At 58.1% G+C, this 24,650-nt stretch carries 22 protein-coding genes; 11 read left to right on the top strand and 11 right to left on the bottom strand.

The window, feature by feature from the left end; all coding sequences use genetic code 11:
- Positions 1 to 10: 10 nt before the first annotated feature.
- The 3 genes from V6N02_RS02495 to V6N02_RS02505 form a co-directional block, all read right to left on the bottom strand.
- The gene (locus tag V6N02_RS02495; protein WP_371223906.1) at positions 11 to 550 is read right to left on the bottom strand and encodes a hypothetical protein; all 540 of its coding nucleotides are present in this window, start codon (positions 548 to 550) and stop codon (positions 11 to 13) included.
- On the bottom strand, positions 547 to 1,329 hold the full coding sequence (locus V6N02_RS02500; RefSeq protein WP_371223907.1) for an ABC transporter ATP-binding protein: 783 nt from the start codon (positions 1,327 to 1,329) through the stop codon (positions 547 to 549). The genes V6N02_RS02495 and V6N02_RS02500 overlap by 4 nt, the downstream gene beginning before the upstream one ends.
- 88 nt (positions 1,330 to 1,417) lie before the next feature.
- Positions 1,418 to 2,605, bottom strand: a complete 1,188-nt coding sequence (locus V6N02_RS02505) for an ABC transporter substrate-binding protein (protein WP_371223908.1) — start codon at positions 2,603 to 2,605, stop codon at positions 1,418 to 1,420.
- 130 nt (positions 2,606 to 2,735) lie between these two features.
- On the opposite strand from V6N02_RS02505, the gene V6N02_RS02510 reads away from it, so the two are divergent.
- Both V6N02_RS02510 and V6N02_RS02515 read left to right on the top strand, forming a co-directional pair.
- Complete coding sequence (locus V6N02_RS02510) at positions 2,736 to 3,821, top strand: PQQ-dependent sugar dehydrogenase (protein ID WP_371223909.1); 1,086 nt, start codon at positions 2,736 to 2,738, stop codon at positions 3,819 to 3,821.
- A 71-nt stretch (positions 3,822 to 3,892) separates the two neighbouring features.
- Positions 3,893 to 4,312, top strand: a complete 420-nt coding sequence (locus V6N02_RS02515; protein WP_371223910.1) for a hypothetical protein — start codon at positions 3,893 to 3,895, stop codon at positions 4,310 to 4,312.
- Between the two features lie 4 nt (positions 4,313 to 4,316).
- Here V6N02_RS02515 and V6N02_RS02520 read toward each other — a convergent pair whose 3' ends face one another.
- Positions 4,317 to 5,318, bottom strand: coding sequence for a GlxA family transcriptional regulator (locus tag V6N02_RS02520; RefSeq protein ID WP_371223911.1), 1,002 nt, complete (start codon positions 5,316 to 5,318; stop codon positions 4,317 to 4,319).
- Between the two features lie 169 nt (positions 5,319 to 5,487).
- Here V6N02_RS02520 and V6N02_RS02525 point away from each other — a divergent pair, with 169 nt between their 5' ends.
- Positions 5,488 to 6,858: a class II 3-deoxy-7-phosphoheptulonate synthase gene (locus tag V6N02_RS02525; protein ID WP_371223912.1), complete on the top strand. Its 1,371-nt coding sequence runs from the start codon at positions 5,488 to 5,490 to the stop codon at positions 6,856 to 6,858.
- Between the two features lie 74 nt (positions 6,859 to 6,932).
- On the opposite strand, the gene V6N02_RS02530 is transcribed toward V6N02_RS02525, so the two are convergent.
- Together V6N02_RS02530 and V6N02_RS02535 are read right to left on the bottom strand one after the other, a co-directional pair.
- The gene (locus tag V6N02_RS02530; protein WP_371223913.1) at positions 6,933 to 7,385 is read right to left on the bottom strand and encodes a hypothetical protein; all 453 of its coding nucleotides are present in this window, start codon (positions 7,383 to 7,385) and stop codon (positions 6,933 to 6,935) included.
- Positions 7,386 to 7,545: 160 nt separating this feature from the next.
- Positions 7,546 to 8,256 carry a response regulator transcription factor gene (locus tag V6N02_RS02535; protein ID WP_371223914.1) on the bottom strand — a complete coding sequence of 237 codons (711 nt, stop codon included), beginning with the start codon at positions 8,254 to 8,256 and terminating at the stop codon, positions 7,546 to 7,548.
- Positions 8,257 to 8,341: 85 nt separating this feature from the next.
- Here V6N02_RS02535 and V6N02_RS02540 point away from each other — a divergent pair, with 85 nt between their 5' ends.
- From V6N02_RS02540 to V6N02_RS02570, 7 genes are all read left to right on the top strand, one after another.
- Entirely contained in the window at positions 8,342 to 10,573 is a 2,232-nt protein-coding gene (locus tag V6N02_RS02540) for a hybrid sensor histidine kinase/response regulator (protein ID WP_371223915.1), read from the top strand.
- Between the two features lie 239 nt (positions 10,574 to 10,812).
- Positions 10,813 to 11,886: a cytochrome-c peroxidase gene (locus V6N02_RS02545; protein WP_371223916.1), complete on the top strand. Its 1,074-nt coding sequence runs from the start codon at positions 10,813 to 10,815 to the stop codon at positions 11,884 to 11,886.
- Positions 11,887 to 11,898: 12 nt separating this feature from the next.
- Positions 11,899 to 13,023, top strand: coding sequence for a cytochrome-c peroxidase (locus V6N02_RS02550; RefSeq protein ID WP_371223917.1), 1,125 nt, complete (start codon positions 11,899 to 11,901; stop codon positions 13,021 to 13,023).
- Between the two features lie 16 nt (positions 13,024 to 13,039).
- Positions 13,040 to 13,627 (top strand): arsenate reductase (azurin) small subunit, encoded by a 588-nt coding sequence (locus V6N02_RS02555; RefSeq protein ID WP_371223918.1) that lies wholly within the window; start codon positions 13,040 to 13,042, stop codon positions 13,625 to 13,627.
- An 11-nt stretch (positions 13,628 to 13,638) separates the two neighbouring features.
- Positions 13,639 to 16,314: an arsenate reductase (azurin) large subunit gene (locus V6N02_RS02560; protein WP_371223919.1), complete on the top strand. Its 2,676-nt coding sequence runs from the start codon at positions 13,639 to 13,641 to the stop codon at positions 16,312 to 16,314.
- A 95-nt stretch (positions 16,315 to 16,409) separates the two neighbouring features.
- Positions 16,410 to 18,575, top strand: a complete 2,166-nt coding sequence (locus V6N02_RS02565; RefSeq protein WP_371223920.1) for a HEAT repeat domain-containing protein — start codon at positions 16,410 to 16,412, stop codon at positions 18,573 to 18,575.
- 23 nt (positions 18,576 to 18,598) lie between these two features.
- Positions 18,599 to 19,165 carry a DUF2478 domain-containing protein gene (locus V6N02_RS02570; protein WP_371223921.1) on the top strand — a complete coding sequence of 189 codons (567 nt, stop codon included), beginning with the start codon at positions 18,599 to 18,601 and terminating at the stop codon, positions 19,163 to 19,165.
- Between the two features lie 48 nt (positions 19,166 to 19,213).
- Here V6N02_RS02570 and V6N02_RS02575 read toward each other — a convergent pair whose 3' ends face one another.
- From V6N02_RS02575 to V6N02_RS02595, 5 genes are all read right to left on the bottom strand, one after another.
- Entirely contained in the window at positions 19,214 to 20,155 is a 942-nt protein-coding gene (locus V6N02_RS02575) for an aminoglycoside phosphotransferase family protein (protein WP_371223922.1), read from the bottom strand.
- A gap of 441 nt (positions 20,156 to 20,596) precedes the next feature.
- Positions 20,597 to 21,361 carry an SDR family NAD(P)-dependent oxidoreductase gene (locus tag V6N02_RS02580; protein ID WP_371223923.1) on the bottom strand — a complete coding sequence of 255 codons (765 nt, stop codon included), beginning with the start codon at positions 21,359 to 21,361 and terminating at the stop codon, positions 20,597 to 20,599.
- Positions 21,358 to 22,359, bottom strand: a complete 1,002-nt coding sequence (locus V6N02_RS02585) for an LLM class oxidoreductase (protein ID WP_371223924.1) — start codon at positions 22,357 to 22,359, stop codon at positions 21,358 to 21,360. The genes V6N02_RS02580 and V6N02_RS02585 overlap by 4 nt, the downstream gene beginning before the upstream one ends.
- A gap of 1 nt (position 22,360) precedes the next feature.
- On the bottom strand, positions 22,361 to 23,143 hold the full coding sequence (locus V6N02_RS02590) for a CmcJ/NvfI family oxidoreductase (RefSeq protein WP_371223925.1): 783 nt from the start codon (positions 23,141 to 23,143) through the stop codon (positions 22,361 to 22,363).
- Between the two features lie 57 nt (positions 23,144 to 23,200).
- Positions 23,201 to 23,503 (bottom strand): DUF1330 domain-containing protein, encoded by a 303-nt coding sequence (locus V6N02_RS02595; protein ID WP_371223926.1) that lies wholly within the window; start codon positions 23,501 to 23,503, stop codon positions 23,201 to 23,203.
- 38 nt (positions 23,504 to 23,541) lie between these two features.
- Here V6N02_RS02595 and V6N02_RS02600 point away from each other — a divergent pair, with 38 nt between their 5' ends.
- Entirely contained in the window at positions 23,542 to 24,525 is a 984-nt protein-coding gene (locus V6N02_RS02600) for a LysR family transcriptional regulator (RefSeq protein WP_371223927.1), read from the top strand.
- The last annotated feature ends 125 nt before the right edge of the window (positions 24,526 to 24,650 follow it).

Below are 24,650 nucleotides of genomic sequence, written 5' to 3' on the forward strand. Positions count from 1 at the left end.
ATCGCAAAGGTCAGGGTGCAAGACGAACCTCCTTCATGGCAAGGCTGTGAGCGCGTGCCAGACGCTCGATCTCAATCGGACCGACATGACCGGTCTGGACAACCCAGAGGTGGCGTGGAGATATAAGAAAGTCGATCATCGTCGTGGTGCGGTCCCCGCCATACTCAGAAACAATGCCCATACGGCGCCCTTCGATGTTTTCATAGGCAATCACATCGACAAACAGTGCATCATGGCTGCCGTCCGGTACATCCATGCGTTTGTCGAGATTGAGCAGCAAGCCTTCCGCCACCTCGCTGTAAAGCCCTGACGATAGGCTGCGTCCATGTGCTTCCTGATGGGTGATCGACAGAAAAAACGTCTGATTGATAAAGCCGGTCACATTTGGCACGCTTTGAGTTTCCAGTAGTTTCCAACCGACGGCTTTTCCGCAGAAGCTGGTGTGATCATTGAGGTGGAAACACGAGTCATACTCGCTGTCCTGCGCAATTGCAGGCCCGGTCACACCAAGGACGATCAGAAACAGCCATGTCAGCCGCGCGGGGATCACGCGCCCACCTTCTCTTTGTTCTTCAGCCCGGTTCCCAGATAGGCCTCTATCACCTGCTCGTTGGCCTTTATTTCGGCCAGCGTACCTTCAGCCAAGACACGGCCCTCGGCCATACAGATCACCGGGTCACAGATGCGGCCGATGAAGTCCATGTCGTGTTCGATCACCACAAAGGTGTACCCGCGCTCTTTGTTCAGTTGCAGGATCGCATCGCCGATCGTGTTCAGAAGAGTGCGGTTCACCCCAGCTCCGACCTCGTCCAGAAACACAATGCGGGCATCCACCATCATGGTGCGGCCCAGTTCCAGCAGTTTCTTTTGCCCGCCTGACACCTGTCCGGCCTTATGATCGGCCAGATGTTCGATGGTCAGGAATTCCAGTACCTCGTCGGCCTTGGCCGCCAGCGCGCGCTCCTCATCGGCGATGCGCTTGCGCCCAAACCAGGTGTTCCACAGGGTCTCACCCGATTGGCCGCCGGGGACCATCATCAGGTTCTCGCGGCAGCTCATCGAGGCGAATTCATGGGCAATCTGGAAGGTGCGCAGCAGGCCCTTATGAAACAGCGTGTGCGGCGGCAAGCCGGTGATATCCTCGCCTTGCATGAAAACCTTGCCGGAGGTTGGTTTAAGAACGCCAGCGATCACATTGAAAAGAGTTGTTTTTCCGGCGCCATTAGGTCCGATCAATCCGGTGATTGAGCCTTCTTCGATGGTCAGGCTGGCCCCATCCACGGCGTGAAAGCCACCGAAATGTTTGTGCATGTCCTCAACGACGATCATGCTGTTCCCCCAGAGGTCATTTGACCCTGTCAGTGTGCAACAGCCCGGCGCAATGTCCGGGCTGTGCAAGGTTCATATCAGAAACGGATCAGCGATAGCCAACGGTTTCCATCTTGCCGTCTTTAAAGACGATCTCGCGGTACCCACCGGCAGCGTCGCCACCTTCCAGCAGTTCCACGGCTGTGGCGCCTTCGTAATTGATCTCGCCACCTTCGGCGAGGATCTCGAGGGCTTTGCCCAGTTCACCGGGGAAGATTTCTTCGCCCGGGGCGTTGGCCACATCCATGATCTTGGACTTGTAATCGCCCGGCTCGGTCGACCCTGCGGCCTGCATCGCCAGCATCAGCAGCGCAGCGGCGTCATAGCTCTCACCTGTGTAGGGCGAGGTGACATCAAACGCATCGCCGACCATTTCAGTGAAGGTGGCGGCACCGGCACTATCCGTGCCCGGAAGCTGCCCGGTTGAGCCTTCGATGTCGCTGCCGAAATCTTCCTCCAGCTTGGCACCTATCATCCCGTCGGGGAAGTGGAAGCTGTCAAACGCACCAGAATCAAGGGCGGCGCGGACAATGCCATTGCCGCCCTGATCGACATACCCTGCCACAACCAGACGTTCACCACCCGCCGAGGCCAGTGCGGCCACTTCAGCGGTGTAGTCGGCCTTGCCGTCCTCATGCGCGGCGTTGATGGTAATGGTGCCACCAGCGGCCTCGAAGGCTGCAGCAAAACTATCGGCCAGACCCTTGCCATAGTCATTGTTGGTATAAGTGACTGCAACTTCTTTGATTCCCTGTTCCATCAGCACATCGGTCATCACCACGCCTTGGCGCGCATCCGAGGGGGCCGTGCGGAAGAACAGACCGTCATCTTCGGCATCCGACAACGCTGGCGAGGTGGCCGAGGGTGAAATCATCACCATGCCATTGGCCACGGCGACGTTGCTGAGGATCGCTCCGGTCACGCCCGAGCAGTCCGCACCCATGATGCCTTTGACCCCGTCGGAGGTGATCAGACGTTCGGCGGCGGCACTGGCGGCACCGGCGTCAACACAGGTGCTGTCGGCGCGGATCGGCTCGACCGCCTTGCCGTCCAGCAGTTTGCCGCTTTCTGTCACTTCGCGCATCGCCAGTTCGGCGCCATCGGCCATGTGCGGTGTCAGCGATTCAATCGGGCCGGTAAAGCCCAGGATGATGCCCAGCTTGACGCCATGCCCATCGGCCATCGCGGTCCCGGCAGTCAGCGCGACGGTGGCGGTTGCCATCAGAAGTCGTTTCATTGTCATTCTCCCTTTTTGGATCAATGTCCTCGGGCGAAATTAAGCGCCCGGTCCGGAAAAGAAAAGCCGGTTTTCCGAGCGGAATTTTTGGACACGAACCCTATATTGATGCAGGAGAGAGGAGACCATCATGCGACTAATCTGTCTGATCCTGCCGATATTTCTAAGCGCACCCCTTGCGCATGCTCTTCAAAGCAGTGCCGGAGAACTGCAGGTCAGTGTGGTCGCCGATGGTCTGGATCAGCCATGGGGTTTTGGGTTCCTGCCGGGGGGCGGGGTGTTGATCACGGAAAAAGCCGGACGGCTTTTGTATCTGCGCGATGGTCAAAGGTTCACAGTGGGTGGTGTGCCCCCCGTGGCGGACCGTGGGCAGGGTGGTCTGCTGGATGTTCTGGTCCCACGCGATCACAGCGACAGCCGTGATGTGTATTTCACCTTTGCCAAACGACAGCCAGATGGCGAGGGCACCGCCGTGGCGCGCGCGCAGCTCAGTGCGGATGGACGTAGCCTTTCCAACTGGATCGTGATTTTCGAGATGGAACCGGGATCATCCGGTGGGCGGCATTTCGGGTCACGGTTGGTTGAGGGGCGCGATGGCTATCTCTATTTCACCATCGGAGATCGGGGTGATCGTCCTTCGGCGCAGGATTTGAGCCGCGAAAACGGTTCAGTTCTGAGGATTGCGCGTGATGGATCCGTGCCGTCCGATAACCCCTTTGTCGGGCAGAACGGCGCACAGCCGGAAATCTGGAGTTATGGGCATCGCAACCCGCAAGGCGCGGCGCTGGACGGCGATGGCACTCTTTGGGTGGCGGAACATGGGGCCCGCGGCGGAGATGAGGTCAACCGGGTTCGTAAAGGTGCCAATTACGGCTGGCCGGTGATATCCTACGGACGGCATTACTCGGGCCTCAAAATCGGGGAAGGCACGTCCAAACCCGGAATGGAGCAGCCGGAGTTCTATTGGGATCCGTCCATGGCCCCGTCGGGCATGATGATTTATTCCGGCAAGCTGTGGCCTGACTGGGCCGGCGATATTTTTGTCGGGTCACTGAAATTCGACTATGTCGCGCGATTGTCGGGCGATCCGTTGCAGGAGGTCGAACAGCTCAGCAGCCGGATCACCGAACGCGTGCGGGACGTACGTGAAGCACCTGACGGATCGATCTGGGTGTTGTCCGTGGGGCAGGGCGCGCTTTACCGGCTTGCTCCCTAGCGCTCACATCCGACCCGTGACATGATAGGCCGTTCTACCCTTTGATTTAAGGTCTTGCAGGAGGGCCAGCGATGGATTTGAGATATCTGATAGTCATTGCAACGCTGACTCTTGTCCCGCTGCAAGCGCAGTCTGATCAACAGCCTGTCTTCAAAAGCTATGAAGAGATGCGCAGTACATTGGACAGCCTGATGATGGCGCGGGAAATGGAGCAGGTCATGCGCAGGTTCGGGGCGTCGGATGAGATGACCGATGAGCAGCTCCGGAGCCTTGAGGTCAAGGTTCGAACGATATTTCCTGGTGATTTCAGACATGTGGATTTGTTGAAACGCGACGACATGGGGAATGGCTGGGCGCGGGAACTCTACGCCTATTGGAGCGGCCTAAGCTATATCTACGTGGCCATCCTGATGCATGATCGCGGCAGTGAAATCGTGTCTATCAACTTCAAGTTCAATACGGATTTCGACGATATCGTCCAGAATTTCTGACGTTTCAGACAGATAAGCGGGTCGATTGCGCGCCGCGTTCTCGATACGGGGTCGTATTGTAATGCGCGCGGTAGCATTTCGAGAAATGCGACGGCGAGGCAAAGCCACAGGCCAGCGCCACGTTTATCACGGTCATATCCGTCTGCATCAAAAGGTTACGCGCCTTTTGCAGACGCAATTCCATATAGTACCGCTTGGGCGAACGGTTGAGATAGCGCCGGAACAGCCGTTCCAGCTGCCGCGTCGACATGCCCACATCCTTGGCCAGGATCGAGGGGCTGATCGGCTCTTCGATATTGGCCTCCATCATCTGGATCACCTGGCTCAGCTTGGGATGACGCACGCCAATGCGGGTGGGGACAGACAGGCGCTGGGTGTCCTGGTCGGTGCGGATCGAGGAGTAAATCAGCTGATCGGCCACGGAATTGGCCAGCTTTTCGCCGTGATCATCGGCAATCAGCTTGAGCATCAGGTCAATCGACGATGTCCCGCCGGCGGTGGTCATCCGGTTGCCATCCACGACGAAGACTGACTTGGTCAGTTCGACCTCGTCGAATTCTTCGAGGAAGCTGTCGTGATTTTCCCAGTGGATCGTGGCGCGTTTGCCATCCAGCAGCCCGGCCTTGGCAACTGTGTACGCTGCCGTACAGAGTCCGGCGACTTTTAATCCCCGACGTGATTCTCGGCGCAGCCAATTGAGCACCTTTTTGGTGGTGGCGGCTTGCACATTGATGCCGCCGCAGATCATCACAACATCGTCGCGGCGCAGCTCTTCGAGATCCATATCAACGTTAAACTCGGCCCCAGCCGAACAGGCTACGGTGGTGCCGCCTTCACCCGCCAGAACCCAATCATAAAGGGGTTCACCCGCCATCCGGTTGGCAATGCGCAGGCTTTCAACCGCGGCCGAAAAACACAACAGGGTGAAGTTATCCAGCAGCACAAAAACATAGCGGGTCGGCGCGCCCTGCGCCTGTGGCTGTGCTTTATCTGTGGTGGTCTGCATGGGTCGCGTCTCCCTGCCATGCGAGGTGGTTGAACGGGTGTTTCACGAAAACATCGCAATTGGCAAGAGCGGGCCCTGCAATTGCGTGAAATACACAAGATCATATATGGTCAGCCGGACAAGGCTTTAGTATAGACAAACCTCAGTTTTCTGAAAGCGGAGAAAGACGATGAGCAATTGGCAAAAATCTGACTGGCGCGGCAAGCCCCGGGTTCAGATGCCGGATTATACCGATCCGGAGGCTCTGGCCCAGGTCGAGGCACGTCTGTCGAACTATCCGCCGCTGGTCTTTGCGGGCGAAGCACGTCGCCTGAAGGCGCAGTTGGGCGCGGCGTCGCGCGGCGAGGCGTTCTTGCTGCAAGGTGGCGATTGCGCCGAAAGCTTTGAGCAGTTTTCGGCGGATGCGATCCGCGACACGTTCAAGGTCATGCTGCAAATGGCGATGGTGCTGACGCATGGCGCCAAGGTGCCGGTGATCAAGGTGGGCCGGATGGCCGGGCAATTTGCCAAGCCGCGCAGCGCGCCGACCGAGACGGTCAATGGTGTGGAACTGCCCAGCTACCGTGGCGATATCATCAATGAACTGCCCTTCACCGCCGAGGCGCGGATCCCGGATGCAGGTAAGATGTTGCAGGCCTACACGCAGGCAGCCGCAACACTGAACTTGCTGCGCGCGTTTTCAACGGGGGGCTATGCGGATGTGCATCAGGTGCACCAATGGACGCTTGGCTTTACCGAATCCGAAAAGGCCGAACGCTATCGTGAGATGGCCAACCGGATCACCGACACGCTGGATTTCATGAAAGCGGCCGGTGTCGATGGAGCCAGCGCGCCCTCGCTGCAATCGGTGGATTTCTATACCAGCCACGAGTCGCTGTTGCTGGAATATGAAGAGGCGCTGACGCGTCTGGACAGCACGTCCGGCAAATGGCTGGCGGGCTCGGGCCATTTCCTGTGGATCGGCGACCGGACACGTCAGCCTGACGGGGCGCATGTGGATTTCCTGAAGGGCGTGCAGAATCCGATTGGCTTCAAATGTGGGCCTTCGATCACCACGGATGATCTGAAAAAGCTGGTCTCGGTACTGAACCCCGAGAATGAGGCGGGCCGCATCACCCTGATAAACCGTTTTGGCGCAGGCAAAGTGGGCGACCATCTGCCCGGTTTGATCCGCGCGGTCGAGGAAGAGGGCTTTAACGTGGTCTGGTCCTGCGATCCGATGCATGGCAACACGATCAAGGCGGCCAGCGGGTATAAAACCCGGCCCTTTGAGAATGTTCTGCGCGAAGTACAGGAGTTCTTTGCGATCCACCGCGCCGAGGGGACCATTCCCGGTGGTGTGCATTTCGAGATGACGGGACAGGACGTCACCGAATGCACCGGCGGGATGCGCGCAGTCAGCGATGAGAACCTCAGCGATCGTTATCACACCGCCTGCGATCCACGCCTCAATGCCAGCCAGTCGCTGGAACTGGCGTTCCTGGTGGCGGAAGAGCTATCTGACTTGCGCAATGCGGCTTCGGCTGCGAAAGCCGGGTAAGTTCGATCCATCCGGAAAGACTGATCAACGCGGTGCCTTCGGGCGCCGCGTTTTTCGTTGGGTCTGTTGGGGATTTAGTTTTGCGGGTTCAGCGCAAATGTCAGCCCGAAGGTCAGCACGGAATCCACTGAATCGCCATCCGCTGGGATCCACTGGGCGAACACGTTGCGATAGCGGGTTTGCACACCCGCAACCGGGATCACATCGCCAACCGAGGCACTGAACTGGTCGCCCTCGCCGGGGTAATAGGCCACGCCTGCAAAAACGCCGACCTCGAACTCTTTTGCGATTTCATAATCATACCCGACGGCGCCGAGGACCGAGACATCCTCGTAGCTGTTGTAGAAAGCGCCAATGGAATAGTCGAATACCCGTTCTTCCCATGTCAGGAACACACCGGGATTGAACTCCTGAAATTCGCGGGTTGCGCCAAAATGCTCGCTGCCCAGCAATATAGACAGGCGGTCTGGCCCAGCAACTGCTGCGCCGGGGATCATGGCTGCCAAGATCAGGCTGGTTAATTTCATGACGGGTCTCCTGCTCGGGCTTGTTTTACCCCGTGCTGAGCATGATTTCTGGTTTTTTTGTGGCGAGGGGGGGCGAAACGCGACCAAAGAGGTCATTCAATCGTGAACCGTGGCGCGCAGGTCACGTCTGTCAGGAGCGCGCTGCCTTGCTTTCTTCGCCTCAGTCCAGTTCGGCAGCAAAGATATAGCCCTTGCCGTGCACTGCTCGGATCAGCGAAATGGTTTGATCCTCGGGATCAATCTTGCGACGCAGGCGCGTGATGTGAGCGTCAATTGCGCGATCCGTGACCGTGACTGCATTGCCGTAAAGCACGTCCATTATCATCTCACGCGAAAGCACCGAACCAGCGTTCTTGACCAGCGTGTGCAGCAGGGTGAATTCCGTGCTGGTCAACGGCACAATCTGCTTCCTGGCGAGGTCGGTCAGATGCCTTTGGGCAAGGTTCAGTTCAAGCCCGACAAAACGGATGCTTTGTGGTTCATCCGGGCTGTCTTGTGTTTCGTTGATGCTGCTGCGCCGCAGGACCGATCGAATGCGGGCCAGTAACTCATGAGGCTCGTAAGGTTTGGTGATGTAGTCGTCGGCGCCCACTTCAAGACCCACGATGCGATCATAAAGCTCGTCGCGGGCGGTCAGCATGATGACGGGCGTGCCCGAGTCGTGACGGATCTCACCAGCGATCTCAAGCCCGTCCGTGTCAGGGAGAATCAGGTCCAACACCACGAGGTTGTAGGTGTTGTTTGCCAGCAGCGCGCGCGCTTCGGCGGCTGTTCCTGCGATATCGGTGTCGAACCCGTGTTTGCTCAGGAAGCGCTGGAGAAAGGCCGTTAACTGCCCGTCGTCATCCACAACCAGAATGCGGTTTTCCATCCCCGTCTTCCCATCTTGCCACTTGCTGTTATCTTGCAAATTCTACCCGCCTTCACAACGGGCACCCACAAAAAGGTTTAAACCTATGCCGGAGGCCGTCAATGCAAATGCCGTTTCACGGTCACAACGCATCGGCCTGGCATCAGTTGTTTTGCTGGTTCTGACGGTGTCGCTCGGGTTGTTTTTGGGTGTTCAGACTCGTGCCCAGTTCCGCGAGATTGAAGCCAGCTGGGCGGACTATTCCGAAAGCGTGGGGCGCAGGGGGATCTGGATCAGCTCGATCCGAGGGTATCTGGGCTACGGTGGCATTATCCACAATTTCAAGAACTATGTGCTGCGCCGTGAAGAGGTATATCTTGAGCGCACCCGCGATCAGATCGATCAGTTCAGGGCCACCACCGACGAATATCTGGCCGCTGACATCGCGCCCGATGAACGCCGCGTGCTGATCGCCGTGCGCCGCACCATCGAAGAATACGCCCTGATGCTGCCTGTCGCCATTCGCGCTGCCGAGGAGGGCTGGGATATCGAGCGTACTGATGCAGCCGTGCGCATATCGGATGATTTGGCCATTCAGGCCTTGGCCGATCTGGAAGGCATCTGGACGGTGAACCGACAAATCAGCACCGACCGCATGTTGGCCGCCGTTGGCCGTGGGCAAGCGTTAATTTGGATCGGGTTCATGTCGATTGCGGCGCTGGTGATGTCTTCGCTGCTGATTGGGTTCATGCTGATCCTGTTGCTACGCGACATGCGTGGCGCGCTGTTCCAACTGTCCAACGAGTTGCGCAAGCGTCGAGAGCTTGAACAATCCAACGAACAGCTGGCCCGGGCGGTCGAGCAAAGCCCGGCCACGATTTTCATGACCAATACCGATGCGCGAATTATCTATGCCAACCGCCAGTTCGAGAAAGTCACCGGCTGGAGCCGGGATGAGGTGATCGGGCGCACGCCGCGGTTCCTGCAATCCGGCGATACGCCGGAGGAAGAGTATCAGGCGATCCGTGCCCGTCTGGATCAGGGGCAGGATTGGCAGGGGGTGTTCCGCAATCGCTGCAAGGATGGGAGCAGCTATTGGGCCGAGACCAAGATCCTGCCGCTGATCGCCACCGATGGCTCGATCCAGAACTATATTGGCATCGGCGAGGACGTGACCGAGAAACGTCAGGCCCGCGAACATGTGGCGCGCGCCCAGAAACTTGAGGCGGTCGGCTTGTTGGCGGGCGGGATTGCGCATGATTTCAACAATATCCTGACGACCATTGTTGGCGCTGCCCATCTGGCAGCGATGGATGCGCCCGAGGACAGTGATATTGCCACAGAGATTGACCAGATCGATATCGCGGCACGGCGTGGTCAAAGCCTGATCCGGGGTCTGCTGACTTTCGCGCGGCGCGAACCGGGGCGGCCACAACCCAATGATCTTGGTGTGATCATTGCCGAGGTGTCGCGCCTGCTGCGCGCCGCTATGCCACCGACGATCACGCTTAACTATAAACCATTGCCCCAAGACCTGATGGTGCTGGGCGATGAAACCCACCTGCATCAGATCGTCATGAACCTGTGCCGCAATGCAATCGAGGCGATTGGCGGCGGCCGGGGTGTGATCACTGTCAGCGCTCATCGCTTGACGGGGGGCCTGCCCGAGACACTGTCGCCACGACCAGGGGGGTGGGTGTTGTTCGAAGTGATGGACAATGGCCCGGGGATGAGCGCCGAAACTCAACGGCATCTGTTTGACCCTTTCTTTACCACCAAGCCCCTTGGCAAAGGGTCTGGGTTGGGGCTTGCGGTGGTTGCCGGACTGGTCGAGGAAATGGGTGGAACGATTGATGTAAACAGCGCGCCGGGGCAGGGCGCGCGGTTTACCATTTGCCTTCCCGGTGCGGACAGCACCGTTCCATTGCCCCAGCCCGAGGACAGCGCCTTGCCGCGCGGTCGCGAGCGGATCGTTCTGGTCGATGACGAGGCCGAGATCGCCACAACATTCCGTCGCGTGTTGCTGCGTCTGGGGTATCGGGTTGAGGCGTTCACCTCGTCGCTGGTGGCGTTGGAGCATATCCGTAACCATCCCGACCGTCCCGATCTGTTGATCTCGGATATGGTGATGCCGGAAATGAGCGGGGAAGAACTGGTCAATGCGGTGCGCCGACTGCGTCCGGATATGCCGGTGATTGTCTGCACGGGCTACAATCCCTCGGGCCTGAAAATCGACGGGCTGCCCGCGAAAGTGATGCACAAACCCGTCGATCCGGCCAAGCTGGCACGCACAATTCGCACTATGTTTGACCAAAAGGTTCCGGCTGATCATCCTTGATCAGGGTCCGTCACATTTCGTCACAATAAGTCACAAAACGCACGTCTGCCCGCAACACATGTGGGCGCATGAGGTCGTAAGCTTGTCGCAAGGCGCGAGTCGCTTCTCCGATATTTATGCGTTGCGCCTTGATCTCTCTCATGGCGGGCCCGTCTGGGTCCTCCATTCTGCAATGCAAACGATCAGGTGAAATAGCACACCTGATCCCAGCCAGCCCGAAAGGCCTGAGGGGACGCAATATGCTGAAAAAACTAACATTGATATGTTCGTTGCTCGCCGGCACGGCAACCATGGCGCAGGACACGGTTCCGATTCCGCCGATGGATGTTGATGCCGCGCGGGCCGAACTGGGCAAACGCCTTTTTTATGACAGACGCCTGTCGGGGGATACCTCGCTGAGCTGTGCATCCTGCCATTCGCCCGAAATGGCCTTCACCGATGGTGAGGCACTAAGTCAGGCCTATTCGGGGGCCGCGCATTTCCGCAATGTGCCCACGCTGGCCAATGTCGGGTATCGCGATGCCTGGATGCATGATGGCCGTTTGGGCACCAACCTCAATGATGTCGCGCGTGAGATGATCACCGAAACCTACCTGATGAACATGGATATGCGCATCATGCAGGAGCGGCTGAAGCAGGATCCGAAATATGTCGAGATGTTTGCCGCCGCCGGCATGTCCGAGCCGGGCAATGGCGGCGCGCGCAACGCGCTGATGGATTTCATGAAAACCATCGTCTCGCGCGGTGCCCCGGTGGATACCGGTGAGTTGTCGGCCGCAGCAGAGCGCGGCAAGGGCATCTTCGAAGGCAAGGCCAATTGCGCCGCCTGCCATTCCGGTCCTCGCTATACCGATGACAAGCCGCACAATACCGGCGTGCCCAGCAATCCTGATATCTGGGCAGACCCGGCACGCCATTCGGCCTTCGTAACCTATGCCAAGTTCATGGGCGTCGAAAACTACATGAACCTGCGCGAAGATCTGGGCGCCTACATCCGCACCCACACGCCCGAAACCAAGCGCACATTCCTGACACCCACTCTGCGTGAGTTGGTCTGGACCGCGCCTTACATGCACAACGGCACCTTTGCCACACTGGAAGAGGTGGTGGATTTCTACGACGCCGGGGGCGGGGATGATCCGCTGAAGGATAGCCGTCTTGAACCACTTGGCCTTGTGCCCAGCGAGAAGGCCGACCTGGTCGCCTATCTCGAGGCGATGTCGGGTGAGAGTTTCGATGTCGATCAGTATGTCTGGCGTGAAGACGACTATGGCTATGAGCTGATCGAAGACTGGAAAAACGTCCAAAACTAAGGAGGCAGGACTATGAAACATTTGACCGCATTCGCTGTAAGTCTGGCCACCCTGGTTGCCATGCCTGCAGTGGCCGAGGACCGGCCTGACAACCTTGCCGCACTTGGCGAACCGCCGATCCCGGCAGACAACCCGATGACCCCGGAAAAGATCGCCCTGGGTGAAAAACTGTTCTTTGACCCGCTTTTGTCGGGCAATGGCGCTATGCCCTGTTCGGCCTGTCATGCGCCCTCGGCCGGTTGGGCCGTGCAGGACAAGATCAGCTTTGGATATCCCGGCACGACCCACTGGCGCAACAGCCAGACCATCATCAACTCGGCTTACTACGGCAAGCTGTTCTGGGCAGGGGCCTCTGGCTCTCTTGAACATCAGGCTCGCTCGGCCGCGCGCGGAGGGGTCGCCGGTAACGGTGAAGACGACATGATGGAAGCGCGCCTGGCCTTTGTGCCGGAATATCGCGAAGCCTTCCGCGAAGTCTTTGGCGATGACTGGCCGCTGGTGCGTCACGCCTACATGGCCATCGCCGCCTATCAGCGCACCCTGGTGCAGACCGACACGCCGTTTGACAACTACATGAATGGCGATGACGCGGCTTTGACCGACCAGCAAAAGCGCGGGCTTGAGCTGTTCACTGGCAAGGCCAATTGCGCCGCGTGTCATAACGGTGCGCTGCTGAGTGACGAGGCCTATTACAACACCGGTGTGCCGCCCTACGACGGGTGGGAAACCGATCCGATTGCCCAGATCACCTTCCGGTTTGAACTCTTCGCCAAGGGCTCGACCGAGGAGATGTATCGCACCACCAAGGACGATCCGGGGCTTTACTTCCGCACCAAGCAGAAGGCCGACAAGGGCAAGTTCCGCACACCCAGCCTGCGCTACACCAAGTACACCTATCCTTACATGCACAACGGCATGCTGGAGACGCTGCGCGACGTGGTGGTTTTCTACAACGAAGGCGGTGGCGAGAACGAGTTTTCGGCCAACAAGTCCGAGCTGATCCAGCCTTTGGGTCTGAACGACGAGGAAATCGACGACATCGTGGCCTTCCTGGAAAGCCTGAGCGGTGACGAGATCCTGCCAGACGAGCCGGACGTGCCCGAAATGCAACCTCTTCCCGTTGCGGATAACAATTGAACAGGAGACGCAAGATATGAAAGATCTTGATCCCAAAATCGCCGCAGCCATCAATGGTGAAAACGGCGAAGCCAAGCAAGCAGGCACTCGCAATTGCCTGATCAACCGGCGCCAGTTCCTGCTGACCAGCGGGATTGCCACCACGGTGGTGATGGTCGGTGTCCCCGGCATGCCCGAGGCCCAGACCCCGGCGGTCGTGTCGACCTATCCGCGCAAGCTGATCGCGAAACTGAGCGAACTGACCGTGGATGAGCCTTTCGACTTCGAATACCCGGATGAGGGCGCTTATGCCGAGAGCATTCTGGTGAAATTGGGCAAGGAGGCCGGCGGCGGACTTGGTCCTGACAAGGATGTGGTGGCGTTCAACTACACCTGCACCCACCAGGGAGGCCCGCTGCAAGGCACCTATCAGGCCGCTGATAAGGCGCTAGGGCCATGCCCGCTGCACCTGACCACCTTCGATCTGACCCGGCACGGGATTTTCATCTCGGGGCAGGCCTATCAATCGCTGCCGCAGGTTCTGTTGGAACTGGATGGCGACGAGATCTACGCCGTCGGCATGTTTGGCCTGATCTACGGCCGTTTTGACAACCTGCAAGGCTAAGGAGCACACCCATGTCTACACCATATTATGTTCCCGAAAGCTCGGTTCCGCTGCCTCCGCCAGATGCAGATGTGATTTCGACCGCCTGCGATTACTGCATCGTGGCCTGCGGGTATAAAGTCTATCGCTGGCCCGTCGCCGGTGGACGCAATGGCGGCCCTCTGGCCGATCAGAATGCCTTTGGCGAAGATTTCCCGGTTAGCCCGCTGGGCGCCTGGATCGCCCCCAACCAGCACAATATCGTGCTGCATAATGGCGAACCGCACCATGTGGTTATCATCCCCGACAAGGACACGGATTTCGTGAACTACTCGGGCAACTCGTCCATTCGTGGCGGGGCGCTGGCGCAGAAGGTCTATAACCCGCAGACCCCGACGCGGGACCGTCTGAAGTCACCGATGGTGCGCATGTTCGGCGTACTGATGCCGGTGACTTGGGACTTTGCGATGGACATCGCCGCCGAAGTGGGCAACCACGTGCTGAAGAAACACGGCACCAATGCCTATGGCGTCAAAACCTTCTCTTACGGCTATATGGAGAACACCTACGCAATCACCAAATACGCGTTGCGTAATGTGCGCACGGCCAACTTCACCTTCCACGACACGCCGTCTGATGTGTCCTCGACCCCCGGTTTCCGGGATGCGGGTTTTGACAACTTTGGCCCGTCTTACGAGGATTGGGGATCGGCTGATACATTGCTGATGTGCGGCACCGACCCCTATGAGTCCAAGACGATCCTGTTCACCGACTACATCATGCCGGCGATCCAGAACGGTCAGAAAACGATCTTCCTTCTGCCCCGCCGCACCGCGGGCACAGCATTCGCGGAGAAGAATGGCGGCATCGTGCTGGACATCCAGCCCGGCACCGACCTGCCTGTGGTTCTGGCCATTGCGCGCGTCATTGTCGAAAACGGCTGGCAGGATGACGAGTGGATCAAGAACTGGGTCAATAACAAATGGGAAAGCTCGTCCGGCTTTGGTCAGGGCACACGGAACACCCCGTGGCAGTGGCGCACGACCTGGGGCAAGTTCCAGACCAAGGGCTTTGACGACTGGAAAGAATGGCTGCTGGCGCAGGATTACGCGGTGCCCGAAAAAGCCGCCGAGATCGCCCAGATCGACGTGCAGAAGATCTATACGGCCGCCGAATGGATGGCCAAACCCAAGGACGACGGCAGCCGCCCGAAAACCTCGATCATGATCGAGAAGGGTTTCTACTGGTCCAACAACACCGGCAACACGCAGGCGATTTCGGCACTGGGGATCACGGTTGGCGCGGGCGGACGTCCGGGTCAGGTGATTGGCCGGGCCGGTGGGCACCAGCGGGGTGGTTTGCGAGGTGGAGGGTATCCGCGCAACAAATCGCCCGAAAAGCTGCCCGGTCGTCGCCGTCGCGCAATGGATACCGACCGGTATCTGATGAGCGGCCACACCCGTCTGGCGCATGTCATCGGCACCACCTGGGTGCAGGCGATGTGCGGCAGTCAATCCCTGCAGGCTAAGTTTGACGAGCTGACCACCCGCAACCCGCATCAGGTGATGAGCTTTGAAAAACAAGACATTATCGACACGCTGAAAAAACGGGCGGATAGTGGCGGCATGGTGGTGTGGAACCAGGATATCTATCTGGTCGATCCCATCGGGGCACGGTATGCAGATATCGTCTTCCCGGCCTCGGGCTGGGGTGAAGACACCTTCACCCGTGCCAATGGTGAACGCCGTCTGCGGCTTTATCCCAAATTCTACGATGCACCGGGTGAAGCGAAACCGGATTGGTGGATTATCGCGCAACTGGCCAAGAAGATGGGTTTTGAGGGCTTTGATTGGGAAAATTCCAACGATGTCATCGAAGAAGGCGCGCGGCACTCGCGCGGCTCGCGCAAGGACTTCAACATGGTGCTTGTCGCCGCCAGGCGCGAAGGCAAGACCCTGCACGAGAAGTTCGCCGAGTTCGGCACCAACGGCATTCAGGGTCCCGTCCTGATGAAGGCCGATGGCACGTTGGAAGGCACCAAAAGACTGCATGACGTGAACCGCGAATTGCCAGCAGAAGGGCCTGTGGGCAAGAACGTCTTCAACAAGAAGTTGACCCACTTCAACAGCCAGACCGGCAAGTGCAATATCCAGAAAGCGCCATGGGATCTGTTCTCTAGCTACTGGGAATGGATGAAGCCTCGCGAGGGCGAGTTGTGGATCACCTCGGGCCGGATCAACGAACGCTGGCAATCGGGCTATGACGACCGTCGTCGGCCCTATATCGTGCAGCGCTGGCCGGAAAACTGGATCGAACTCCATCCCAGCTTTGCCGAGGCCAACGGCATCGAATCCGGCGATTTAGTGCAGGTCTATTCGGATCGTATCCCGGTTCAGACCGACACGATTGTCGGGGTGGAAGGCAGCGATTTCGACTTCGCTTCGTTGCTGAAAAACGGCCATATCGAGCTGACCAAAGCGTCGATCACGGCTGTGGCCATCGTGACGCCGGCGGTGAAGGAAAACCTTGGTTACATGGACTTCCTGCATACGTCCCAGCCTGCGAACGCTCTTGCGGGCCGTGTCGTGGACTGGATCAGCGGCAACTACAACTACAAGATGGGTGTCGGCAAGGTGCGCAAGATGGGTGAAAGCCCCTACAAGCACCAGTTCCGCTCGATGTCCTTCGCACGCCGCGATATCGCCTGATCTTTCAGGTTGTTTGCCCGGCCCCCGACAGGGCCGGGCAGCCTATAGATTTTTCACAACACAGGCTTACTCCGATGTTGGATGACAGTTCCGCTATGCCCCTTGCCAATCGCCCCGATCCGGTTCCCTTGCTGCTGAACCAGCTTGAAAACGGCAATGATGTTCTGCGCACCGGGGCCGTGCGCGCCGCTGCGGCGGTTGCGATCGGTGATAAACGCGTTCGCCTTGCCTTGCTCGACAGCCTGCTGGATGAGGACCCCGATGTCCGCACCGATGCGATGGACGCGCTGGTGCATTGCGCAAAGCCTGAAGATGGCGACACAATCCGCCGGTCGCTGTTGGGCGATCCGGTCCGCGAAGTGAAACACGCTGCGATCAAGGCGCTTGCCGCGATTGACGATCGCGCCTCGATCCCGATTTTCCGCAAACTTGTCGCCTCGCGCGCCGAAGATGAGGTGGCGTGGGAAGATGACAGCGATCCGTGGGATGAATGGCTGGACGTGCAGCTTGGCGTGATCGAGGCCTTGGGCCAGATGCGCGCAGAAGAGGCCATTCAGGACATTCTGGACGCCCGCGATGACGAAGAGGGTCAAACCCTTGATGCCGAAGCCTTTGCAGCGCTGGCGCAAATGGGCAGTGAAGGGGCGATCTGGTTGCTATCGGTGGCGCAGACCGAGAGTGGCCTGGGCCGCAAGCGTGCACTCGAGGCGCTGGCGGATATGAAATCAGACCTGTTGATGGACCACGCCGAGGTGATGATCACGCATGACTCGTCAGATGTTCGGCGTCTGGCGCTGCCTCTGCTGGCTGCCGATGACACGCGCATCGAAGAAATTACTTTGCGTGACCCGGATCCGACTATCCGTTGTGACGCGCTGACCCGGTTTGCCCCGGCGCAGCCCGATCTGGCGCTCAAGGCGTTGTCTGATCCCGACGAGGCGGTGCAGGCCACGGCATTGGCTCATCAGGACTTGCCGCTGGAAGGGGAACAGCAGACCTCTCTGGTCGACAACGCCATCGCCTGGGCACACCACGGCAAAGAAGTTTTGGCCATCGCCGCCGTGCGCCTGCTGCCGCGACTGGCTCCCGACCTGGCCGCGACAATGCTGCCCGATCTGGCGCAGGATTATAAACGCCCTTTGCAACTGCGTCTGGCGGCGGTCACTGCGCTCGGCGATCTGGCGGGCCTGCCGGTAACCGGGGCGCTGATTGGGCTGTTGGGCAATGAAACGCAGCAGTTACGCACGGTTGCGCTGACCCAACTCGCCGCTCTGTCTGAGGCTGGTGATGATGACGCCACTCAGGCTTTAGCCATGGCCATGGACGGCACGCTGCTGTCACCGGACCGCGCCTTGGTGGAGCATCCCGAAGAAGACGGCCCCGATCTGGCCATGTCCAAAGTCGATCAGCCGCCGCGCGGGCATCTGCGGATTTCTCGCGATGGCGAGATCATCGAGGATGACCCCGGGGCCGAACCGGGCGAGGACGTTCCGCAATCCACGCTTGCCTCGATCCAGATGTTGGGCGCACCACCCGCAGAAAAGCTTGAGCCGGACGACACGGAGCTTGCCGAGGACACCCCGGAAGAAACCCCTGCGAAACGTCGCCATCGTCGCGCGGTGGAAGGCCCCTCCGAGGTGGGCGACGATCTGCGCCGCGTTGCCTTTGGAATTGCCGGTCACCTTCCGGACAAGGCGATTGAAACGGCTGTCACCGCCGCCTTGAACGTGGCTAACGACCCTCTGCGCCTGTCGGCATGGCGTGCGTTTTACAATCGCGCCGCTGCAGGTCACCTGCCGTCTGATCAGTGCCTGCGCGCTGTTCAGGGTCTGCAGGATGAAATGCCATCCATCCGTTCGACAGCAGCAGATACTCTGGCCCTGCATCCCGAGACGTCGGCCTCTTTATCAGCGTGCCTTGACGATACCGATGCGTTGGTACGTGCCGTAGCGGTGCGTCATGCCGCCAGCCCGGACGAGGCCTTGGTGGCGTTGGGAGATGCAGCCATGCCGGTGCGTCAGGCGGCGCTGGATAAGATAATGGATCATGAAGACGAGGCACTTGAGGCCAAGGCGTTCCGTATCCTGTCGCAGGAAGAGCAGATCGACACGCTGGCCGACGCATGCTGCCGCTCGGACAGTATCCTGACCCTGACACTACAAGAACTGGCGACGCCCGACTTGCCGCCACGAACTGCCTATATCTTGATGCAGGCTCTGGCGGGTACTGCAGCCCCGGCGTATAACGCTGCGGCGGTCTGATGACTGCGTTGGAGGACCGTCCCATGACCCATGGATTGCCAGATTCCCTAGCCCCCAACCACACCTCTCTGACGGTGCCCGGAGGGTTTGACACGGAACCGTTTTTCACCGGAGAGGCGGGCTTGTTCGAGGTGCGTTTGGGGCAGAACGGCGTGGATGATAAAGCGCTACTTGCGTTGGCTGCCCAAATGCGAGGGCAGGGACGGCGAGTGGTCGGTCATGTGCAGATCAAGGGCGAGCCCTTGGGTGATTGTCACTGCCGTGAAATGCATTTGATTGATCTGGCCTCTGGTGCGCGGGTTCAGATTTCTGAAAACCGAGGTTCACAAGCGCGGGGGTGCCACCTGGATTGGTCCGCCCTGATGCAAGTCGCCGGGCAGTTGGAAATCGATTTGTTGTCGCGGCCGGATGTGTTGATCATCAATCGCTTTGGCCGCGCCGAGGCAGAAGGCAAAGGCATGCGCGGGGCGATTGAAACCGCGTTGAGCCTTGATATTCCGGTCATCATCGGTGTGCGAAGCGACTATGCCGAGGTGTGGGAGGCCTTCCATGCCGGCATGGCGCAAAAGGTGTCCCTGCGCGCCAGCTGACTTGCTTTTGCAGATTGAACACCCAAGCTTGCATCGCACGGCCATCTGTCAAAGCAGTTCACTGCAATTCAGGTCTTCAAATGCCAGGAACCATCGTTCCAGATGCGACCACCAGCTTGCATGATCTTTCCCGGCAGAGTGCTGGAAAACTGGGATTGGCGCGTTGCAGATGTGGCCGAGTCGATAGTCGTGCCAGAAATCTTCCCATGAGATCTCCGCCACGTCGCATTCATTATAGGCGCGCAGGTATTCCTTTAGCAGGCTCACCTCGTGCAGGTCGCGACGTTGGGGATACCAGTGCATAGCGATCATCAATGCCAGATCCAGCCCCACAAAATCGATGCGCCAGTCTTCCCAGTCGATCAGACGTGCCACGTCTTTCGTTTCATCTTTCGGATAAAGTACGTTCCAGAAATGTGCATCACCGTGGATGCGCGTAACCGGCCTTGGGCTTTCGTAACGCGTTGCCTTCAGTTCCGGGATGCGCTTGCAGACACGCGCCAAAAGCGCGGCGCGATCCCCCGATAGCCGGTCCCCCATTTCGGTAAGAAAACCCGGCAGCATTTCAGCGACAAAAGCGTCAAGCTGAGTTTCGCGCTGATACAGCTCATCATCCGCTGCCTGTGCCCAATGGGCATGAACCTTGGCCAGAGACCGAACAGCCAAAACACAACGCGCGACGGGGGGCGGCAATGGCCACGGAGACGCCTCATGCGTTCTGCTCAGGTCCTGAAGTATGATGCAGCTTGCCCTGCTGTCCTTGTCACTCAGAGAGGCCAGGCAAGGCGCAATCGGAAGGTCTTTGTCTTGCGCTGTCTCGTAGAATTTCTGTTCGCCCGGGCAAATCGCGGAGAGTGGGTCGGGTTCCTGCCTGATCTTCACAAAGAGCTTCGTGGGCAGAGCTGTCGTTGGATCTTCATAGCTGACATTTACAAAAGCGGTATCCGCTAGGTTCCATTTGGGGCCAGCCGTAACGTCGACTTTGCTCACCCTTGGTTCGGCGCATTCATCTTGTGCCGCTAGTGCCCTTGTCAGCCACGCCGGCGTTATTTCAAGCGGGCTATTGGGGATCAGGACAGGCATGGCGCCGAGTATTAGTGCCGAGCGCCAGGGCGGTCAATTTAGGCGCGCTGCATGCGCTCTGGAAACCTGGGGCCAACGCTGGCCATCCGAGTGGTATCAGATACGAAGTCTGACCCAAAAACCGCCTGACATCCAATTTAAGTGTGGAACGTCACAAACCTTTGACTCGATGTAGCGATTTTTCTGAATCTGATCAATGAGCCGCGTCATGCAATATTGGCCCAAACGTCAAGCATTTCTGACCCAAACCTTCCGTTAGCTGCGCCGTGCACGAACTGGTAAGATGCGGACTTTCCAGACATTCGACAATGAACTTTTAGTATCTGCTTCAGCTAAAAAATCAGACACTCACCTCGTTAGCGATGCGATTGCGCTATAGACTTCGTTAGCTTGTCCTAAATCAATATGACCAAAGCCACCTGCATCGTTGTCCCAGTACTGACCAGAAGCGTCGGCAAAATCGTCATCCAAAGAGAGGCGGCGCAGGATGCCTGCCCCGATTTGCAGATCATTTCCAGCAACCCCAAAGCCTTCTTTGACCATTTTTGACGCCAGCAGAGAACCGGGATTGACGGCAATGAAGATCGGTCCGTCTGGGTGCGTTGCCGCCATATGGGCCGACCAAAGCGCAATGCCACGTTTGCTCTGCGCATAGGCGCCCATATCATCCAGGTGCCTGTCTCCGGCCAGGGCAGCAAGATCGACGGGGGCTTGCGCAGCAGATGACAGGTTAATGATGCGACCATCGCTTGGAATTATCGGCAGCAGCGCTTCGGTAACAACGTGCGGGGCCAGCGTGTTCACCACGAACCGCACATCCTGCCCGTTTGGCAGGATCGGGTTGGGCGCCTTGTAGACACCGGCATTGTTGATGAGCACATCAATTCGGTGGTGGTTGGCTGTGACCGCCTCAGCGAGTTTCGCTGTGTCTTCTAGTGAGGACAGGTCGGCCAGGCAGGTGGCAACATCGCCTTCGAGTTCTTGCGCTGCCGACGCAAGCTTGTTCGCGCTCCGGCCATGAAGAATGACAGTATGCCCCATGTCAGCGAGGGTTTTAGCCGTCAGGAGTCCGATACCATCAGTTGATCCGGTGATGAGAATGGTTTTGGTCATGGGATGCTCTTTTCTGTTGGAAATTCTGAAAGCACCTCGTCGGCCAGGTGCTTCATTGTGTCTTCGATATCGGCATGGTTGAATCGTAGGTTCAGGGCGACGTGGTTGATCCCATGGTCACGTAACGACGTTAGATAGGTCTTCAGGAACGCGACGCCGGAGCGGAACCCCAGATGGATTGGTGTCGGCCCCGCATCATTCTCTGCAACGAGATCGACATAGAGGGATTGCATGACCGGCTTTACATCTGCGCCAGCCTTTACCGCACGCGAACGATAATCCTGGATCACCTGTGTCTGTGTTGCGATGTCCCGCGGATATGTCATCCAGCCATCGCCATGTGTCGCGACCCATTCCGGGTTCTGTTGTGAGCCGCCCGTGATAAGGATAGGCAGCCGCCCACTTGCGGGCTTGGGCAACATATCTATCGACCCGCTAAGGGTTCCATGAAGGCTGGAATGAGCCGGGTACTCGGCGGCCATGGCGCGAATATAGGCCAGACTATCGCGGAACCTTGCCCCTCTGTCGGGAAAGCGCATTCCCAGAGCTGGGTATTCCTCTGGCCGGTCGCCGGATGCGACGCCCAACAACAGACGACCACCGGACAACTGATCAGCAGAGGCGGCTGCCTTGGCCACATGGGCCGGATGGCGCAAGGGCAAGATTATGCTGGCCACGCCAAGGGCGATATCACGTGTCACACCTGACAAAAGGCCTAGATATACGAACGGATCAAACATCTGCCCCGCATCACCGAAGGTGGGCACGTTAAATGGCACATCCCGAAGCCACAAAGCGGCAAAACCTAACTCATCAGCCATACACGCCTGGTCTATGTGACGGGCCATATCCGGCACCGGGCTGCCGTGATGAGCATCAAGTGGGACGACCAGACCAACGCTCAGTTCGCCCGGACGGAACACGGTGTTGTAGGCCCGGTTCAGGGAGGGGAATGGTATGGATGTCGCTGCGTCTGGCATAACCTGCGTGTCTACCATCTCAATCACCATAACGCACCAAAGTGCGGCTTTCGATGCTTTGGCGTATTGTGTTGATCGCCGGGTCTTCGATCATGTCTAGTGCCGAGTGAGCGACCGACGGCTTGCCCTGATTGTCGTAGATGTTGAAGACAGCCACCTCGTCTGGCGTCATGCGGGATTGATAGACCCATTCGTGGTTCGGGTTTGCAACAAGCCCCATGATATGCCCTCGCCTGTCAGGATAGATCAGGTCGAGCCGAAGCCAGTCTTCGTCTTCCACGCTGGAAGGCCGGACAAATCCGAGAGGTGCCGAATTTATTGGCTGCTCAATCGGACGCCACACATTGATGAATCCGTAATGCCCTTCCGACCACTCGGAGGCTTTTTCGTTGCCTAGTATGTCAATCAGCCGTTGATGTGCACCTTCGGGGCTGTAGTCGCTATGCACATTGCGGGCAGGCTTGCGCAGCGCGTTGGGGTCATCGATGCGCACAGTATGATCAAAGACAATGACCTCAGTTGCACCCACTTCACGGACTAGAAGGCTCGTGAGTTCCTGATCGTAAGTTTCCCGCCATGTTTGCTTCTGATTAAACACGTTGACGGTCGAAGGCACGGTCAGGAACGCAACACTGTCCCGGTCAAAACTCACACCTTTATCAGTGCGGACATCGGTGAGTTGGACTTCGAACACAGCGTGTTCGGGCGAGACGATTTTCCCGACAACGCCACCGGCATCAATATGGTAGGCTTGCCGTTCGGATGCGTGAACATGGTAATTCACCGTCGCAGTTCGGGTCATCGTGGGTGTCCTCATTGAAGTAGGCTCGATGCGATGCATCGGGCCAAGATCGGCAACTCAGGCGAGATCGTCTTTACCTTCGATCACGAAATGGTAGCTTTCCGATCCTGCGGTCCGCGCATCGAGATTTGGCTTGTACTCAGGATCATTCATAAAGTTCATGGCAGCCTCTTTCGATGGCCATTCAAGAATGATGCGGAGTGCGGCAGCTTGCTCACCGCCCTCTACTTGTTCGTGTGAGGCGGTGCGGGCCAAATACTTGCCGCCATGCTTTGCGACCAACTTGTTCGCGGTCGGCAGATAATCGGGAATCCAGTCTTCACTGGAAGGCGTGACGGCGAGAACGGAATAATAGGTCATAGGGTATCTCCTGTTGAGTAGTGCATGTCACGGGGGATATGGGCTATTGCAAAAACGGGATAAACCGGGTCAAAACGGAAAAGATATTTCTGATTTTGGATATAATGATGGAAACGGACACTCTGCGCCTCTTTGTGTTGGCCGCCGACAAGTTGAACATTAGCGCAGCCGGGAGGGAACTCGGGCTTGCCCCATCAGTCGCCAGTGCCTGGATGACCAAACTGGAAAAGAGTGTTGGTGCAGACCTGCTTCATCGATCTACACGGAAGGTCGCGCTTTCGACGGAAGGGGTGGAGTTCTTACCCTATGCCAGAGACATCGTTGCCCGTGAGGACGCCGCTAGAGCCGCACTTGGCCAGGGAACAGCGAGGGTATCGGGGACGTTGCGCTTCACCGCGCCCAGCACATTTGCACAACTCTACATCGCGCCTATCCTGCCGGACTTCATGACAGACCACCCAGGACTTCGTTTGGATTTGCGGCTGTCGGACAAACAGTTTGACTTAATCGATGGAAGTTTCGATCTGGCGTTAAGGAATGCAGTCCTTGAGGATTCAAGCCTGCGTGGTCGCAAACTTGCCGATGACTCCCGCATCCTGTGTGCCTCACCTGGCTACTTGATCAAGCATGGACAGCCAGAGACGCCCGACGATCTGCAAGACCATCACCTGGTGGCATTCGGAAATGACATACCGCACCGGTTGGTCAAAGATGATGGTGCATTCGCCGAGTTTGACCCAAACCTGGGCCGCTGCAATCTGATCATCGACGATGGTCATAGTCATAAGGTCGCGACGCTGGCTGGTGCTGGCATTGCACCACATTCGCTCTGGAGCGTCCATTCAGAGCTTGCATCAGGTCGCCTGATCCGCGTTCTGCCAGCCTACCGGAGCGTGGCTGACACAGCGCTCTGGTTGATCTATCCGCATACAAACGTTCTCTCAGCAAAGGTGCGAGTGCTTATGGATTTCTTGCTCGAGCGCATTGGGAACAAACCTCCTTGGCATGGGCATAGCCATTGATGAACCCAGTTGAGCGCTAAGCGGCCATCTATGCGTAACGCAGCATTTGGAACTTTGGCTCGAACCGGGCATTCGTTGCATTCTGCATGAACGCCCGGTTCTTGCGGAAAAGGTCAACTACTGAC

Origin of the sequence: Roseovarius conchicola (assembly GCF_041403425.1) — a bacterium.
Taxonomy (GTDB): Bacteria; Pseudomonadota; Alphaproteobacteria; order Rhodobacterales; family Rhodobacteraceae; genus Roseovarius; species Roseovarius conchicola.